17 protein-coding genes are annotated in these 16,947 nt (G+C 68.3%); 8 read left to right on the top strand and 9 right to left on the bottom strand.

The window, feature by feature from the left end:
- Positions 1-85 precede the first annotated feature (85 nt).
- The 3 genes from M1M07_RS20870 to M1M07_RS20860 all read right to left on the bottom strand — a co-directional run bounded on the left by M1M07_RS20870 (position 86) and on the right by M1M07_RS20860 (position 2,816).
- On the bottom strand, positions 86-1,660 hold the full coding sequence (locus tag M1M07_RS20870; RefSeq protein ID WP_197252661.1) for a flotillin family protein: 1,575 nt from the start codon (positions 1,658-1,660) through the stop codon (positions 86-88).
- A gap of 10 nt (positions 1,661-1,670) precedes the next feature.
- Entirely contained in the window at positions 1,671-2,186 is a 516-nt protein-coding gene (locus M1M07_RS20865) for an NfeD family protein (RefSeq protein ID WP_197252676.1), read from the bottom strand.
- 141 nt (positions 2,187-2,327) lie between these two features.
- Positions 2,328-2,816 (bottom strand): GNAT family N-acetyltransferase, encoded by a 489-nt coding sequence (locus tag M1M07_RS20860; protein ID WP_197252660.1) that lies wholly within the window; start codon positions 2,814-2,816, stop codon positions 2,328-2,330.
- A gap of 121 nt (positions 2,817-2,937) precedes the next feature.
- Here M1M07_RS20860 and M1M07_RS20855 point away from each other — a divergent pair, with 121 nt between their 5' ends.
- Complete coding sequence (locus tag M1M07_RS20855) at positions 2,938-3,732, top strand: thioesterase family protein (RefSeq protein WP_197252659.1); 795 nt, start codon at positions 2,938-2,940, stop codon at positions 3,730-3,732.
- A 6-nt stretch (positions 3,733-3,738) separates the two neighbouring features.
- Here M1M07_RS20855 and M1M07_RS20850 read toward each other — a convergent pair whose 3' ends face one another.
- The 4 genes from M1M07_RS20850 to M1M07_RS20835 are packed head-to-tail and all read right to left on the bottom strand — an operon-like array spanning position 3,739 to position 5,910.
- Positions 3,739-4,152 (bottom strand): DUF302 domain-containing protein, encoded by a 414-nt coding sequence (locus M1M07_RS20850; RefSeq protein WP_197252658.1) that lies wholly within the window; start codon positions 4,150-4,152, stop codon positions 3,739-3,741.
- Between the two features lie 58 nt (positions 4,153-4,210).
- Positions 4,211-4,480 carry a metal-sensitive transcriptional regulator gene (locus tag M1M07_RS20845; RefSeq protein WP_197252657.1) on the bottom strand — a complete coding sequence of 90 codons (270 nt, stop codon included), beginning with the start codon at positions 4,478-4,480 and terminating at the stop codon, positions 4,211-4,213.
- Between the two features lie 58 nt (positions 4,481-4,538).
- On the bottom strand, positions 4,539-5,312 hold the full coding sequence (locus M1M07_RS20840) for a sulfite exporter TauE/SafE family protein (protein ID WP_197252656.1): 774 nt from the start codon (positions 5,310-5,312) through the stop codon (positions 4,539-4,541).
- Position 5,313: 1 nt separating this feature from the next.
- Positions 5,314-5,910 (bottom strand): rhodanese-like domain-containing protein, encoded by a 597-nt coding sequence (locus tag M1M07_RS20835; protein ID WP_248675414.1) that lies wholly within the window; start codon positions 5,908-5,910, stop codon positions 5,314-5,316.
- 133 nt (positions 5,911-6,043) lie between these two features.
- On the opposite strand from M1M07_RS20835, the gene M1M07_RS20830 reads away from it, so the two are divergent.
- The 5 genes from M1M07_RS20830 to M1M07_RS20810 all read left to right on the top strand — a co-directional run bounded on the left by M1M07_RS20830 (position 6,044) and on the right by M1M07_RS20810 (position 14,154).
- Positions 6,044-7,423: a rhodanese-like domain-containing protein gene (locus tag M1M07_RS20830; protein ID WP_197252655.1), complete on the top strand. Its 1,380-nt coding sequence runs from the start codon at positions 6,044-6,046 to the stop codon at positions 7,421-7,423.
- 255 nt (positions 7,424-7,678) lie between these two features.
- Positions 7,679-9,106 (top strand): proline--tRNA ligase, encoded by a 1,428-nt coding sequence (proS, locus tag M1M07_RS20825; RefSeq protein WP_248675413.1) that lies wholly within the window; start codon positions 7,679-7,681, stop codon positions 9,104-9,106.
- A 75-nt stretch (positions 9,107-9,181) separates the two neighbouring features.
- The gene (locus M1M07_RS20820; RefSeq protein WP_248675412.1) at positions 9,182-12,427 is read left to right on the top strand and encodes an error-prone DNA polymerase; all 3,246 of its coding nucleotides are present in this window, start codon (positions 9,182-9,184) and stop codon (positions 12,425-12,427) included.
- Between the two features lie 10 nt (positions 12,428-12,437).
- Complete coding sequence (locus tag M1M07_RS20815; RefSeq protein ID WP_248675411.1) at positions 12,438-13,322, top strand: DUF4349 domain-containing protein; 885 nt, start codon at positions 12,438-12,440, stop codon at positions 13,320-13,322.
- Positions 13,315-14,154: an RsiV family protein gene (locus M1M07_RS20810; protein WP_231611504.1), complete on the top strand. Its 840-nt coding sequence runs from the start codon at positions 13,315-13,317 to the stop codon at positions 14,152-14,154. The genes M1M07_RS20815 and M1M07_RS20810 overlap by 8 nt, the downstream gene beginning before the upstream one ends.
- A gap of 69 nt (positions 14,155-14,223) precedes the next feature.
- Here the strand turns inward: M1M07_RS20810 and M1M07_RS20805 are convergent, their stop codons facing one another.
- Positions 14,224-14,688, bottom strand: coding sequence for a tRNA (cytidine(34)-2'-O)-methyltransferase (locus tag M1M07_RS20805; RefSeq protein ID WP_197256275.1), 465 nt, complete (start codon positions 14,686-14,688; stop codon positions 14,224-14,226).
- A 279-nt stretch (positions 14,689-14,967) separates the two neighbouring features.
- Between M1M07_RS20805 and M1M07_RS20800 the strand changes: the two genes are divergently transcribed.
- On the top strand, positions 14,968-15,603 hold the full coding sequence (locus tag M1M07_RS20800; protein ID WP_248675410.1) for an excalibur calcium-binding domain-containing protein: 636 nt from the start codon (positions 14,968-14,970) through the stop codon (positions 15,601-15,603).
- Between the two features lie 199 nt (positions 15,604-15,802).
- Here M1M07_RS20800 and M1M07_RS20795 read toward each other — a convergent pair whose 3' ends face one another.
- Positions 15,803-16,444 (bottom strand): MSMEG_1061 family FMN-dependent PPOX-type flavoprotein, encoded by a 642-nt coding sequence (locus tag M1M07_RS20795; RefSeq protein WP_197256279.1) that lies wholly within the window; start codon positions 16,442-16,444, stop codon positions 15,803-15,805.
- A 49-nt stretch (positions 16,445-16,493) separates the two neighbouring features.
- Between M1M07_RS20795 and M1M07_RS20790 the strand changes: the two genes are divergently transcribed.
- The coding region (locus M1M07_RS20790) for a crosslink repair DNA glycosylase YcaQ family protein (RefSeq protein WP_248675409.1) at positions 16,494-16,947 on the top strand (454 nt) is incomplete at its 3' end.

Here is a 16,947-nt window from a genome sequence, read left to right as displayed (position 1 = left end):
TTCCGTCATCCCACGGGCCGAAGCCGAGGGCACGCCGCGCAGCGCGTCTTTCGGGCCGCTCGCGCAGTCCGAAAGACGCACCTACCTAACTGCTGCCATTGTGCGCGGCATCGACCTTCGCGATCGGTGCAGCGGAGACGGGGGCGGTGGCCGCAGCCGTTGCGGGGCGTTTTCCGACGGACCCGAGCATGCCGCTGATGTCGATACCGGAGGCTTCGAGTGTCTCGATCACGCCGGCGATGGTCGACGGGCTGATCCCGAGGATCGAACCCACCGACCCGGACACGCCGTCGGCGCCCCCGACGATCGAGATGCGGTCGATCTCGCCGACCGGCTTCGCGGCCGCGGCCGTCGCTTCAACCAGGGCCGCGAGGACGTCCGGCAGCATGAGCAGTTGCGCAGCGGCCGGGCTGTACGCGTTGAGTGCCGCCGCGATCTCCTGCTTACCGCTCGCTTCGGCCTCGAGCCGGGCGCGCAGACCGTCGGCTTCGGCCTGCTGCTCGGCACGCAGCGCGTCGGCGGCGGCCTTGCGACCCTCGGCCTCGGCTTCGAGGCGGGCCTTGATGCCCTCGGCTTCGGCCAGCTGCTCGGTACGCACCGCGGCGGCGGCGAGCTTGCGGGCATCGGCGTCTGCTGCACCCGACCGGCGGGCGGCCTCGGCCGCGGCATCGGCACGCAGGATCGTCGCCTGCTTCTCACCTTCGGCACGCGCGACCGCGGCCTGACGTTCCGCTTCCGCGGGGGCGATCACGTCGGCTTCGAGGGCCGCCTTCGCTTGTTCGGCGCGACGCTTCTCGACCTCGATGCGGGCCTCGACCTGCGCGGCTTCGGCCTGCTCCTGGGCGATCCGGACCGCCTTCTCCGCGGTGGCCCGTGCCAGGGGACCGGCCTGATCGGCTTCGGCGTTCTCCGCCTCGGTTCGGGCACGCAGCTTCGCCAGCTCGACGTCGCGGGCCTGGTTCGCGGCGGCGATGGCGGTGTCGGCCTGGGCCTGCGCGACCGCGCCTTCCTGCCTCGCCTTCGCGGACTGGATCTGGGCGTCGCGTTCGGCGTTCGCGGTGCCGACCGCGGCGTCCCGCTTGACCTCGGCGATCCGACGCTGACCCAGGGATTCGAGATAGCCGTTGTTGTCGCTGATCCCGGCGATCTTGAGGACGTCGACTTCCATGCCGATGCGGGCGAGGTCGCCGCCGGCCTCGTCGACGACGCTGCGCGCGAGCGTCTCACGGTTCGAGTTCAGATCCTCGACGGTCATCGTGGCGGTGATGCCGCGCAGCGAACCGGCGAGGATCTCGTTGATCTGCCGGCGCAGTTCGTCGAGGTCGGAGGTGAGGAATCGCTGGACCGCGGTCTGGACGGCCTCGTCGGCGGATCCGATGCGCACCAGGCCGACCGCTTCGACGTTCACCGGCACACCGTCGTTCGACAGGGCGTTCTGGAGGTTGATGCTCACGTTGAACGGTTCGAGCGACATGATGTCCACCCGCTCGATACCGGGGATCTTGAAACGGGCCCCGCCCCGCACGACCTTCGGCTTTCCGCGACCGGTGAAGACCGCAACCTCGTTCGGGGGGACCTTGATGTAGTTCCGGACATAGACGAGTGGCACTCCGACGAACACCACCAGAGCCACCACGACGGCGACCGCGACAACGATCATGTAGTCATCCTCAGTTCGATTCGGGCATGTGCAGACCGGCGTGGGGATCGTCCGGGATCGACACGACGTGCACGACCTGATCGTCGACGTCTCCGATATAGACGTGGGAATTCGCAGGCAGCGCAATCTCTTCCGCGGTGACGGCTCGGGACCGTACCCGGTTGCCCTCGGTGTCGGTGAACGCGACCTCGCCCCAGCCGCCGGGTTCGATCGACAGCGTGACGACGCCGGTCAGTCCGATGTACGAGAGGCGTCCGGTGTGGGAGTTGTCCTGCTGCCGTAGCAGATACGGCAGAAGAACACCTCGGGTCACGACGACCAGGACGAGCGCTGTGCACGCTGCGGCGACCGCAGCGGCAACGGATCCGAATCCGAGAAGTGCTGCGGTACCGCCTCCCACGCCGATTCCGAGAAGCGCTGTGGCGACGGTGGTGAGATTCAGGAACGGAAGACCGTTACCGGCGTCTCCGAGTTCCGATCCGGTTTCCCCGACCACGAGGGTCCCCACGACCCCCACCAGACCCATTGCGAGACACGCAATGTAGAAGATGTCCACCCGCCCCCCATTTCGCCGGTTCGCCGTCGACCTTACCGCAAATCGGACACCGACAGCTCTGCGGGCGGTCCGTCCGCCGGGCTGCCGGAATGACCCGCGGGCGCACGATCGCTAGTCACGTACCCAGCGAACCAAGGTCCCGACGGGTTCCCGTCGGATGTGCCCGTCACCGCCGAATCCTGCGTGCGCGTAGAACCGTTGCGCGCGGATGTTCGTCTCGAGCACCCACAGGTGGGCCGGTTGCGCTCCCAGTGCCGCGTCGAGGAGCCGCCGGCCGTAGCCGAGTCCCCAGTGGGAGCCCCGCACGTACAGCGCGTACAGCTGCAGGGGAGTCGGCGCGTCGGGTTCGTCGGGTGGGCCGCTCGTGGCGAAGCCCGCCAGGCTTCCGTCGGGCAGTTCGACGACGAGAGCGTTCGGTGCCCGGGTCCGCCAGGTTTCGATGCGTCGGGCGCGTTCGTCGGGATCACGGAGACCGGCCAGGATCGCGGGGTCGATCAGTCCCGTGTAGGCGTCGTCCCAGCAAGCGGCCTGCAGGTCGGCGAGAGCCTCTGCTTCGGCCGGAACCGCGCGGCGGATCACCTCGTCCGAAGCTCCGGGCATCGCGACCACCTCGATTCCGTGCGTGCGATCGCAGCGCTGCGCGTTCCTGCCGCGCGGCGGTACTCCCGAATGCTAGGAGTAGAGGAACGTCCGGGGAAGGTCTCCGGTGGAGCGGGTGGGGGTGAACCGGGTGGACGGCTTCTACGAACGCCGCGACGAAACGACCTTCGAGAGCACGCCGGCGACGGCGGGGCCGTGGGGGCCGCAGGCCCAGCACGCCGGTCCGCCCTCGGCGCTGCTGACCGGGGAGATCGAACGGCACCACGTCGCCGACGGTCAGCGGCTCGGAGGCGTGTCGGTGGACATTCTCGCGCCGATCCCGGTCGCGCCCATCACCGTGACCACCTCGGTGGTCCGTCCGGGCAGACGCACCGCCCTGATTCAAGCGACCGGTGTGGTGGGCGAGCGGCCGGTGCTGTCCGTCCGGGCGTGGCGCCTCGCCCGCGTCGACGACGACTACCCGGCCGTCGACCCCACGCCGCCGGTGCTGGACACCGATCCGGATCACGCGCAGGACGGAGGTGTCATTCCCGGGGCGAACACGGACGGGTATCTCGCTGCGACGCAGTTCCGTTTCACCACAGGAAGTTTTGCCGAGTTCGGGCCTGCCGCGGCCTGGGGACGATCCCTGTGCGCTCTCGTGGCCGGGGAAGAGCCGAGTCCCTGGCAGCGGGTGCTGATCCTGGCCGACTCGTCGAGTGGAATGAGCCTCGCGGCGCATCCGGGGCGGTTTCCCGCGATCAACGCGGATCTGCATGTCGTCCTGCACCGTGATCCGGTCGGTGACTGGATCGGCATCGATGCGGTCACCCACAGCATGCCCGGGCACGGCGCGGCGGCGTACGCGCGTCTGAGCGATACGACCGGGTTGATCGGCACGTGCGCCCAGACGCTGTATGCGAGCACCGTGCGGTGACGGGAGTCAGTTCGTCGCGGTCGCGGCCAGGGAGTCGATGGCTGCCTGCAGAGCGACCGTGGCGTCGTCGGCGACCTCACCGAGTCCCGGCTGGTCGGCGACCTGGACCATCAGCCGGGGGTTCATCGCGTCGATCAGTACCGTGCCCGGGTCGGCGGGATCGGCGCGAACCACGACGTTGCAGGGCAACAACAGCCCGATCTGCCGGTCGACGTTCACCGCGCGATGCGCCAGCGGTGGGTTGCAGGCACCGAGGATCAGGTAGTCCTCCATGTCCTCGCCGAGTTTCGCCTTCAGCGTGGCTTTCATGTCGATCTCGGTGAGGATGCCGAAACCCTGGTCTGCCAGTGCTTTCCGGGTTCGCTCGACCGCGTCGGCGAAGGAGGTGTGCAGAGTCGTCGACAATGCCAGTGCCGTCATGTGTCTGCCTTTCACTCGGTGTGCTCAGGCCAGTGCAGTGCTCGAGCGAGAGCGATGCTCAGGCCAGAGCGAGGAAGAGTTTTTCGAGCTCGGCCTCGGTCATCGGTTCCTTGCCTTCCCGGTCCGTGTCGGTCAGGCATTCCCGGAGGCCGGTCGCGACGATCTTGAATCCGGCGCGGTCCAGTGCCCGGGAAACGGCGGCGAGTTGGGTGACGACGTCCTTGCAGTCGCGACCCTGCTCGATCATCGAGATCACTCCCGCGAGCTGGCCTTGCGCGCGGCGGAGCCTGTTGAGTACGAGAGCGATGCTGTCTTCGTCGCCGACCATAGAAGTGTCCTTTCCTGGAACTGACGTCAGTGTACCCCCGGGGGTATCGATGGCGGGGTCAGCGTAGCGCGACGACGTCGACCAGTACATATGCCGCCACGGCGAAGACCAGGTAGGCGAACCAGTGGCGCAGCCGGTCGGTGTCCAGCCGTGTTCCCACCCGCCCGGCGATCAGTGACCCGGCGATCGCGGTACCCGCGAACGCGGCCGTGACGGCCCAGTCGATGCTCGTGCCGCTCAGGTGCGAGACCAGTCCGGCTGCGGAATTGGCGACGATGATCACCAGCGAGGTGCCGACCGCGACGGGCATTTCGACGCCGAGCATGAGCACGAGGGCGGGAACGATGAGGAAACCGCCTCCGACGCCGAACAATCCGGTGAGAAAACCCACCGCGATACCCGCCGGGATCGAGCGCGAAGCGCACCTGCGCCAGTTGATCCCGGATCCCTGGATGGAGCACGCGGTTCCGGTGTTGCCGTTGTCGACGAGCATGCGCGCCCCCGCGACGACCATCACCAGTGCGAACCCGATCAGCAGCGCCGGCTCGGGCAGCAGTCGCCCGACGGCGCTGCCGGCGAAGGTGGCCGGGATGCCGGTGGCCGCGAAGATTGCCGCAAGCCGCCATTGCACCTGGCGGGCACGCATTTTCGGCAGGGCACCCATTGCCGACGCGGCGCCGACGACGATCAGCGAAATGGGGATCGCCTGCTCGATCCCCATTCCGAGGCCGAAGACCAGTGCGGGGACCGCGAGGATGGATCCGCCACCGCCGAGCAGCCCCAGCAGTACGCCGATCGCGGCACCGAATCCGAGCGCGAGCACCCACGTCATCTCATGCCTCCCGGTCGCCCGTGTCCGTCGATTCGGTCAAGCGGGCGACGATCGTCCGGGCGTCACATGATGCGCTGTGGTTGTAGGGCAGCTTCGCCAACGCGGCGCCCATCGCGCAGGTGTTCGTCACCGCGGCGAACGCGAGGCCACCGCCGATGCCGGCGGCGAGCCACTTGAGCTTGGGGACGGCGACGCTGGCCAGAACCGAGCTCAGCACGAGGGAGCCGGCGACGAGCCGGACCTGCCGTTCGAGGTCCCAGCGCTGGACGCCGCGTTGCACGGGCAGGCCGGCGGCTTCCCATCCGAGCATGCCGCCGTCGAGGATGTGGACGTTGCACAGTCCTGCGACGCGCAGGGTCTCCTCGGCCTGGGCGGCGCGCTGCCCGGAGCGGCACACCAGCACGATGTTCTCGTCGAAGTGGGCGAGAAACTCGTCGCGGTGTTCCCGCAGCAGATCGAGGGGGACGTTGTAGGCGCCGGGAATGTGCACGGTCTCGAATTCGCTCGGTGTCCGGACGTCGACGATGCGCACGTTCTTGCCGGATTCGGTCAGCTCGCGCAGGGCGATCGGATCGACGGTGGCGGGGAAGTCGGTCATGCCGGCCTTTCGTGGGGTGAGGCGGGGGATACCCCCGGGGGTACTTGACATACCCTAGGGGGTATATGCCAGGCTGTCCACATCGACCCGGTGATCCCCCGGGAACCCGCAGGCACCAGCCACGGAGGAGTCCATGATTCTCGAGCAGTACTACATCGAGTGCCTCTCTCACGCGTCGTACCTGATCGGCGACGAGAGCACCGGCCGGGCCGTCGTGGTGGATCCGCGCCGCGACATCGCCGAATACCTCGACGACGCAACAAAATACGGATTGACCATCGAAGGGGTTGTCAACACGCACTTCCACGCCGACTTCGTCTCCGGACATCTCGAACTGGTCGAGGCCACCGGCGCATGGATCGGTTTCGGGGAAGCCGCCGAGACCGACTACCCGATCCGCCGCCTGCGCGACGGTGAGCGCCTGTCCCTCGGCGAGGTCGAACTCGAGATCCTGTCCACGCCGGGACACACCTGGGAATCGATCTCGGTGCTGGTGCGGGAGCATCCCGGCGCCACACCGATCGCGGTGCTCACCGGTGATTCGCTGTTCATCGGCGACGTCGGCCGCCCGGACCTGGTCAACCTCGGCGACGGATCCACCACCGATCTGGCCCGGGCCATGTACCGCACCGTGCACGAGAAGTTGCTGACCCTTCCCGACGAGGTCACCGTCATGCCCGCCCACGGCGCCGGCTCGTCGTGCGGCAAGAACCTGTCGACGGAACTGACCTCCACCATCGGCGAACAGCGGGCCACGAACCCGTCGGTGCAACCGATGAGCGAGGGCGACTTCGTCGCACTCGTCACCGAGGGCCAGCCGGCTGCCCCGTCGTACTTCGCGGTCGACGCCGCGATGAACAAGCGGGTCCACCCGCTCCTCGCGCAGGACCGCACCATCCCCGAACTGACTCCGACACAGGTGAAGGCCGAACTCGCCGCCGGCACCCGCGTGCTCGATGCGCGCAGCGTCGACGACTTCGCCGCCGGGCACCTGCGTGGTTCGGTCAACGTCGGATTCGACGGTCGCTTCGCCGAAACCGGCGGCATGGTCGCCGAGGTCGGCGAGAAGATCGTGCTGATCACCTATCCCGGCGAGGAGCAGGATGCCGCCATGCGCCTGGCCCGGATCGGATCGGACGGCGCGGCCGGCTATCTCGCCGTCGACCGCGACGGGGTGTTCCCCGCGGAACTGGCCGAGCTGGTCCGGTCCGCTCCGCGTCTCACTGTCGCGGAACTCGATCGGTTGCTCGCCGCCGATGCGGTGACACTGCTCGACATCCGCAACCCCGGTGAGCGCGCAGGCGGCACCATTCCGGGCGCAATCCCGATCCCGTTGGCGCAGTTGCGAACCCGGATGGATCAGGTGCCCGCCGGCAAGCCGGTCGTGGTCCACTGCGCGGGTGGATGGCGTTCGAGCGTAGCGGCCTCGCTGCTGCGGGCCGAGGGCTTCGACGACGTTTCGGACCTGCTCGGCGGCTACAACGCCTGGGTCGAATCCCGCGTCCCCGCCTGATCACCGGGAGCGGCAGTCGCTCTCGATTCCACGAACTTTCGATCCCAGGAGGATGTCATGTGCTACCCCGTCACCTGTCCCCGCTGCGGCAAGACCGGCTGGGGAGGCTGTGGACAGCACGTCGACGCTGTCATGCGCTCCGTGCCCGCCGCCGATCGCTGCACGTGCGATCGGGACACCGCACCGGCTCGGGACCGGCGCTCGGGCCTGCGTTCACTGTTCCGCCGCTGACCCAAGGGTCGGTAGTATCGCTGGATGGCCGGATCCTCACGGAAGCCCGGAGTGCTGACCTCGCAGGTGGAGGACTTCCCCCGCTGGTATCAGGACGTTCTGAACAAGGCGGAGCTGGCCGACAACGGACCGGTTCGCGGAACGATGGTGATCCGGCCGTACGCGTATGCGCTGTGGGAACACATGCAGGCGGCGGTGGATGCGCGGATCAAGGCGGCCGGTGTCGAAAATGTCTACCTGCCCTTGCTCATTCCGCAGTCCTACCTCGAGCGCGAAGCCGAACACGTCGAGGGATTCAGCCCGGAGCTGGCGGTGGTCACCCACGCCGGCGGCAAGGATCTCACCGAACCTGCCGTCGTGCGCCCGACGAGCGAGACGGTGTTCGGTGAACTGATGGCCAAATGGGTTCAGTCGCATCGTGATCTGCCGATGCGGCTGAATCAGTGGGCCAACGTGGTGCGTTGGGAGATGCGCCCGCGGATCTTCCTGCGTACGACGGAGTTCCTGTGGCAGGAGGGGCACACCGCCCACGCCACCGAGGGGGAGGCCGCCGCGTTCGCCCGGCGTATCCATCTCGACGTCTATCGGGACTTCCTGCAGAACATGCTCGCGATCCCGGTTCTGGTCGGGGTGAAGACGGACCGGGAGAGGTTCGCCGGCGCGGTGACCACCATGACGTGCGAAGCGATGATGGGCGACGGCAAGGCGTTGCAGATGGCCACCAGCCACGAGCTGGGCCGGAACTTCGCGAGCGCGTTCGGCATTACCTACACCGACACGTCGGGCAGGTCCCGGACCTGCTGGACCACCTCGTGGGGATCGAGCACGCGGATGATCGGCGGCCTGATCATGGCGCACGGCGACGACCAGGGGCTTCGCCTCCCGCCGCGGATCGCTCCGGTGCAGGCCGTGGTGATCGGCGTCAAGGACGACGATCCCACCGTGACCGCGGCCTCGACACTCGCCGACTCCCTCGTCTCCGCGGGTGTGCGGGCGCGGCTGGATGCTCGCACCGACCAGGGATTCGGACGCCGCACGACCGAATGGGAACTCAAGGGCGTGCCGCTGCGGATCGAGATCGGTCCCCGGGACCTCGAGCGCGGCGAGTACACCCTGGTCAGGCGCGACACGAAGCAGAAGCTCACCCTCGCTGCCGAATCCGCGGTCGCGGCGGTCCGGGAACTATTCGACGTGATCCACACCGAGATGTTCGCCGCGGCGCGGGACCGGCTCGATCGGTACACGGCCGACGCTGCCACCGTGGCCGAGGCGCTCGATGCGAGCGCCACCGGTTTCGCTCGGATTCCCTGGAACGCTCTCGGCGAGCACGGCGAGCGCGAACTCAACGCGCAGGCCGTGACCGTCCGATGCCTTCAGGCGGCCGACGGCGGCATCCCGGATGCCGGAACCCCGGCCGAGGAACTGACGGCGATCGTCGGCCGCAGCTACTGACCGCACCGTCTACCGACCACACCTCCGCACCGACGGGTATCATCGAACACATGTTCGATACGGTGGTGTGGTCGCGTGGGGTGGAGTAACGGCCCGCCCACGTGGGCAGAGCTGGAACGGGTCCTGTCCGGACGTCCCCGCCGCGACCCGGAGTTCCCCGGCGACGGCAGCGACAGCCCGGCCTGGTCGCGTACCCGTCCGGAATACGAGGCCCGGGTGCGTCGACCCGACGGACCGGTCGTGCCCTATGCCGAACTGCATGCGCATTCGGCGTTCAGTTTCCTCGACGGTGCTTCCACGCCCGAGGAGCTCGTCGAGGAGGCCGCGCGGCTCGGCCTCGAGGCGCTGGCGCTCACCGACCACGACGGGTTGTACGGCGTCGTCCGGTTCGCGGAGGCCGCTCGGGAACTGAAGGTGCCCACCGTGTTCGGCGCCGAACTCGGCCTGGACGACGCGCACCTGCTCGTCCTCGCCCGCGGTCGGGAAGGTTACCGGCGGCTGTCCCGGCAGATCGCCGCCGCGCACCTCGCCGGCGGCACCAAAGGCGCCCCGTGGTACGACCTCGACGCACTCTCCGACGCCGCCGGCGGCCACTGGCAGATCCTCACCGGCTGCCGCCGGGGCCACGTCCGGCAAGCCCTGGAGACCGGCGGACCCGACGCGGCCACGGCCGCCCTGCGCGAGCTGATCGACCGGTTCGGCGCCGACCGCGTCACCGTCGAACTGACCCGGCACGGACTGCCCGACGACGACGAACGCAATGCGGCCCTGGCTGCGCTCGCCGAGGCGCACGGACTGACCTGCATCGCGAGCACCGCGGCGCACTTCGCGGACCCGTCCCGCAGGCGTCTCGCCATGGCGATGGCCGCCGTCCACGATCGGCAGAGCCTCGACGACGCCGCGGGCAGGCTCGCCCCCACCGGCGGCGGTCATCTGCGTTCCGGTGCCGAGATGGCGCAGCTGTTCGCCGCCCATCCCCACGCGGTGCACCACGCCGCGGAACTCGGCCGCGAATGTGCATTCGATCTGCGGCTCATCGCACCGAATCTGCCGCCGTTCGACGTACCCGCCGGTCACACCGAATTCACCTGGCTGCGCAAACTCACCTTCGACGGCGCGCACCGCCGCTACGGGCCACCGGAACGCAATCCGGCCGCCTACCGGCAGCTCGAACACGAACTCGACGTCATCGGCCGGCTCGACTTCCCCGGCTACTTCCTCGTCGTGCACGACATCGTCACCTTCTGCAAGAACAACGACATCCTGTGCCAGGGAAGAGGTTCGGCAGCCAACTCCGCCGTCTGCTACGCCATCGGCATCACGAACGTCGACCCGGTGCGCAACGAACTGCTCTTCGAACGCTTTCTGTCCCCGGAACGCGACGGCCCCCCGGACATCGACATCGACATCGAATCCGACCGCCGCGAGGAAGCCATCCAGCACGTCTACAGCAAGTACGGGCGCGAGTACGCCGCGCAGGTCGCCAACGTCATCACCTACCGCGGCAAGTCCGCCGTCCGCGACATGGCCCGCGCGCTCGGGCACTCGCAGGGCCAGCAGGACGCGTGGAGCCGTCAGGTGAGCCGCTGGCACGGCGTCACCACCGAGACCGACACAGACATCCCGCGTCCGGTGCTCGAACTCGCCGCGCAGATCGAAGGACTCCCGCGGCACCTGGGCATCCACTCCGGCGGCATGGTCATCTGCGACCGACCCATCGCCGACGTGTGCCCCGTCGAATGGGCGCGGATGCCCGGGCGCAGCGTGCTGCAGTGGGACAAGGACGACTGCGCCGCAGCCGGACTCGTCAAGTTCGACCTGCTCGGCCTCGGCATGCTCTCCGCGCTGCATTACATGATCGACCTGGTCGCCGAGAACGAAGGCGTCACCGTCGATCTCGCACAGCTCGACCTCACCGAACGTGGCGTCTACGAAATGCTGTGCCGCGCAGACTCCGTGGGGGTCTTCCAGGTGGAGTCGCGCGCCCAGATGGCGACACTGCCCCGGCTGAAGCCGCGCAACTTCTACGACCTGGTGGTCGAGGTCGCGCTGATCCGTCCCGGTCCGATCCAGGGCGGATCCGTGCACCCCTACATTCGGCGCCGCAACGGACTCGAACCCGTCACCTACGACCATCCGTGCCTGGAGAAGTCGCTGAAACGGACCCTCGGTGTGCCGTTGTTCCAGGAACAACTCATGCAGATGGCCGTCGACGCGGCCGGCTTCACCGCCGCCGAAGCCGACCAGTTGCGCCGCGCGATGGGTGCGAAACGCTCGACGGAGAAGATGGAACGGTTGCGCGGCAGACTCTACGACGGTATGCGCGAGCGACACGGCATCACCGGCGCCGTCGCCGACCGCATCTACGAGAAATTGCATGCGTTCGCGAATTTCGGTTTCCCGGAAAGCCATTCGCAGAGTTTCGCGTCGCTCGTGTTCTACTCCGCCTGGTTCAAGCTGCATCACCCGGCGGCATTCTGCGCGGGCCTGCTGCGCGCTCAGCCGATGGGGTTCTACTCCCCGCAGTCCCTCGTCGCCGACGCCCGCCGGCACGGGGTGGTCGTGCACGGACCGGACATCAACGCGAGCCTCACCCACGCCACCACCGAGAACCGGGGCCGGGAGGTGCGGCTCGGCCTCGGCGCGGTCCGGCATATCGGCGACGCTCTGGCCGCACGCATCGTCGCCGAACGCGACGAGCACGGGCCGTACACGTCGTTCCCGGACCTGACGACCCGGGTGGAACTGACCACCGCTCAGGCCGAATCGCTCGCCACCGGGGGAGCACTCACCTGTTTCGGGATCACCCGCCGCGAAGCGCTGTGGGCGGCGGGAGCAGCGGCCGGGCAACGCCCCGACCGGCTCCCCGGCATCGGGGCATCCACGCAGGCGCCGGCACTGCCCGGCATGAGCGACGTCGAACTCGCCGCGGCGGACGTGTGGGCTACGGGTGTGTCGCCGGACAGCTATCCGACGCAGTTCCTGCGCCCGCAACTCGACGCGCTCGGTGTCGTGCCCGCCGGACGGTTGCTGCAGATCCCCGATGGGAAACGGGTACTGGTCGGGGGCGCGGTCACCCACCGGCAGCGACCCGCGACCGCCGCGGGCGTGACCTTCCTCAATCTCGAGGACGAGACCGGCATGGTGAACGTCGTCTGCTCGGTGGGGCTGTGGGCGAAATACCGCACGCTCGCGCACACCGCCCCGGCGCTGCTGGTGCGCGGACGGGTGCAGAACGCGGAGGGCGCGGTCACCGTCGTCGCGGACCGGCTGCAGCGGATGGATCTGCGAACGGCGGGGAAGTCCCGCGACTTTCGTTAGGATCGCCGCCATGAACCGGCTGCTGGTGGTCCTGCTCACCGCGATAGCCCTGCTCGCCACCGGCTGCGGCGGAACCGGCTCCGACTCCGGAAGCGCCCCGTCCGCGTCGATGCCGCCGTCGCCGTCCCTGGCCGACGGCACCCGCGAATCCGCCCCCGCCGACACGCAGGCGACCGAACGCAAGGAAATCGTCACCGGACACCTGATGATCACCGCCGACGATCCGATCGCGGTCGGACGGCAGGTGGTGACGATCGTCGAGGACTCGGGCGGTCGCGTCGACTCCGTCACCGAACAGCCCGGGATCAGCAGCGTGCTCACGGTGCGGGTTCCGGCGGACCGGCTCGAAGGCACCATCGACGAACTCCGCGGTCTCGGTGAGGTGACCAGCCTGACCACCACGCGCGACGACGTCACCCTGCAGTACACGGACCTCGAGGCGCGGATCTCCGCCCTGCAGGCATCCGTGGACCGACTGCGGGCGCTGATGGAGTCCGCCGCGAACACCGCCGATCTCATCGAGGCGGAGAACGCGCTGGCGGATCGTCAGGCGGAGCTGGACAGTCTCACCGCGCAGCAGCGGTACCTGTCGGATCAGATCGACCTGTCCACCTTGACCGTCGACATCAGCGCCGAACCACGCCGCCCCGACGACCGCGACAGCTTCTGGGACGGAGTGCTCGCGGGCTGGGACAACCTGCGGTCCGCGATCGGCGATTCGATCGTCGCGCTCGGGGTGGCACTGCCGTGGATCGTGTTCTTCCTCCTGGGTGCCGGCATCGTCTACCTGATCGTCCGGCTGCTCGCCCGCATCGGACGCCGCCGGCCCGGAACCCCCGGAACTCCGGCGGAAACCCCCGACGAGAACCCGAAGGTGGAGGCGGACGATGACTAGGCGGATGAACGGCCGATGGACCCGAATGCTCGCTGCCGGTGCCTGCACGACCGCGGCCGTGCTGCTGGCCGCGTGTGGTGGCGAAACGGAATCCGGCACGCCGGTACCCGAATCAGCCACGGCCGCAACGCAGATGGATGCAGCCGAAACGGACGCCCCCGGCTCGAAGCAGACGCATTCGCAGCCGTCTGCCGGTGTCTCCGAGAAACCCGAGGTGTCCGCACCCTATCGGGCCGAGGAGATCCTGGTGTCGGGCTCGACCGACACGGTCGACTACGACGTGGTGATCCCGCAGATCAGTGGCGGGGACCCGGCCGTCGTCACCGAGTTCAACGAGTCGATGCGGGCAGCGCTCGAGGACTGGATCCAACGCTCCGACGACATGAGCTACACGCTCTCGACACAGGAACACGAGGTGACGCGCATCGGGGAGCACGTCGTCGCAGGTCTGCTCGTCGCTTCCTACAACGCGAATCCGCCGGGCGCGCACCCGACACCGCTGGTCGCCACGGTCGTGGTGAACACGGACACCGCAGCCCCGATCACGCTGCAGGACCTGTTCCCGGACCTGCAGGCCGGGCTGAACCAGCTGTCCGAGCAGGCGGCTCTGCTGTTGCCCGGTACCGCGGCCGGTCCGGAATATTTCGCCGATGGCATCGCCCCCGAGACGGCGAACTTCGCGAACTGGCTGCCGACCCCCGCGGGCATGGAGATCCACTTCGACGACTACCAGGTCGGGCCGCACGCGGTCGGGCTCGTCACGATCACCGTACCGTGGGAGAACCTGACCGACGTCATGGATCCCTACATGGCAACCGTAGTCGCGAGCTGAGCAGCCGCCAATCCAGCGGATATCCGCGCGCTGCCGGTCGCGCGCGGATGTCTCGCGGGCGGGCGAACGTCAGACGGCCCCGGCGAATCCGTGCTGTCGCCATGCCTCGTAGGTGACGACGGCAGCGGCGTTCGACAGATTCAGCGACCGGCGGCCGGGCAGCATCGGGATACGGACCTGCGCAGTGATGTGCGGATCGGCGAGGACCTCGTCGGACAGGCCCGTCGGTTCCGGCCCGAACAGCAGCACGTCTCCCGGCTGGTATTCGATCGACGCGTACGACACCTCGCCGTGCGCGGTGAACGCGTACACCCGCTCCGGCTGCAGCGCATCCCAGGCCTCCTGCAGCCCTGCGTGCACCGTCACCGACGCCAGGTCGTGGTAGTCCAGTCCCGCACGCCGCAATTTCGGTTCCGACAGGTCGAACCCAAGCGGTTCCACCAGGTGCAGTTCGCAGCCGGTACCGGCGACCATGCGGATCGCGTTACCGGTGTTGGGGGGTATGCGGGGTTCGTGGAACATCACTCGGAACACCCGACCACCTTGCCAGAATCGGGGCGGCAACTTGAACTCAGCACACCCTGACGCAAGTCCCAGAACACGCTGATGGATTGTGCTGCCCGGGGGTCTCCCGGGCGACCTAATCGATTGTGTGAATGCCTACAGCTGGCTCCGGATCAGGCCGGGGCAGCGGATAGGGGCTTGTCGCAGCGGAGCGGATGACCGGCTCCGGCAATCATTCTTTGTGTGATGTAACAAACCATTCGGCCCCGGCGACGTTCTGCGGAACGTACCTCTCAGAACGGACCTCTGATGAACCCACCTGCTGGTTGGCACCCAGACCCCTACGATCCGTCGATCGATCGCTACTGGGACGGTCAACAGTGGACTGGCCACACCAGGCCCAAGGGGGCCTACGCCCCTACTCAGGCGTTCGGTGCTGCCGAAGCTGGTGATCCCGCCAACAACGGGAAGAAGCGCAAGACCTGGCCGTGGGTCCTCGGCGCTGGCGTCCTCGGGTTCGCTGTCCTCGGCTCGGTTGTCGATACCGAGGACAAGAAGGACGCTCCGGCCGCCGTAGTCGCTACAACGACCAGTTCGGCGGCTCCGACAACCACAACGGCTCCTCGGACTACAACAACGACGGTCCCGCCCACCACCACAGCCACAACGGCACCTGCTGTCGTGCCGCTGGTGCCCCAGGTCGAGACGACGACCACGGTGTACACACCGCCGCCTGCCCCGGCGTACACCCCACCTCCGACGACTCAGTACACGCCTCCGCCCACGACGGAGTACACGCCGCCTCCGGCTCCGCGGCAACCGACCGTGTCGTACAGGAACTGTGATGAGGCGAAGGCTGCCGGGGCTGCTCCAATCCTTAAGGGCGAGCCGGGTTATGGAACTCATCTCGACCGGGACAAGGACGGCATTGCCTGCGACAAGTAGTGTCGATCGACCGGATGGTTGCGGCTAAACCCACATGCCAGCCGGGGCTCTTCGCGCTCGGCGTCCGGCAGGACGTCGAACGACGGCGAGCTGCTCACTGTGTCCAGAGCGGGGCGAGTCTCCGAGTGCGGATGGTAGCGCATCCGCAACCGCAGGTGCCCCGCTCAATCCCGTTGGCGCGGGTCTCACGCGGCGTGAGTCACCGCGGCTGCTTCGGGCGGTACAGCTGCTGCGCGTAGGACGGTCCGTAATACCGCTCGAGTTCCTCGAGCGTCTCGGGTGCGTCGGGGACGGTCGCCTTCGCCAGCGCCGCGACCGACGGCAGAACCGTGGGATTCCACGTGTCCGGATCCCACAGCTTCGACCGCATGAACGCCTTGGCGCAGTGGTGGAAGACCTCCTCGATCTCGACGACCAGGCACAGGTTCGGGCGATGGTTGGCGACGCGGAGATCGTGGAAGAACGGCGCCTCCGTCACCAGCCGGGCGCGGCCGTTGATCCGGAGCGTGTCCCCGCGGCCGGGGACGAAGAAGTTCAAGCCCACGAACGGATTCCGGAGAATGTTGCGGTAGCCGTCCATGCGCTTGTTGCCCGGCCGTTCGGCCAGCGCGATGGTGGTGTCGTCGAGAACGTGCACGAGCCGGCCGGGAGGGTCGCCCTTGGGGGAGACGTCGCAGCGGCCCGTCTCGTCGGACGTGCCCACCAGGCAGAACGGCGACGCCGCGAGCCACTCGATGTCGAGTAGGTGCAGCCGTGCCCGAACCTTGTTCGCCGCCCGGAACGTCGGGACGCCGAACAACGCCGTCAATTCGTCGGGATCGCGGATCTCGGTCCAGGTCACCGCCCGACGCTACCAACGGATGTCGGTGGCCGCACCTACAGTTGCCGGCATGACGGTGCGCACGGTCGGGGTGGGCGAACGCAGGGCACGGCTAACACGCAGGCACCGCTTGTCTCCGGGGCATCGCGCCGCGGACGCGGTGGACGCGGCGACGAGCATGGTGTGCCTGCACGGGACCGACGCGCCGACCGTGTATCTCTCGGCGTGGGCACGCGTCGCCGATGTCACCGTCGCCGATCTCGACGAGGCGCTCTACACCGACCGTTCGCTGGTCAAGCACCTGTCGATGCGGCGCACCATCTTCGTCTTCCCCCGGCATGTCCTGCCGTTCGCGCAGGCCGGCGCGAGCAATCGGGTGGCACTGGCGGAACGACGGAGGCTCACAACAGTCGACGAGAAATCCGATACTCCGTCATACTCTCCGATTCTTCCTGTTGCCTTGCTGCGTGTCCCGGAGGAGCGGGATCGGCACGCACCGCAGGGCCGGTCACCGCATCGGCACC

The organism is Rhodococcus sp. HM1 (assembly GCF_023218075.1).
GTDB lineage: Bacteria > Actinomycetota > Actinomycetes > Mycobacteriales > Mycobacteriaceae > Rhodococcus.
Note: the sequence above shows the minus strand (reverse complement) of the source record. Positions and strands in the feature narration are given on the sequence as shown.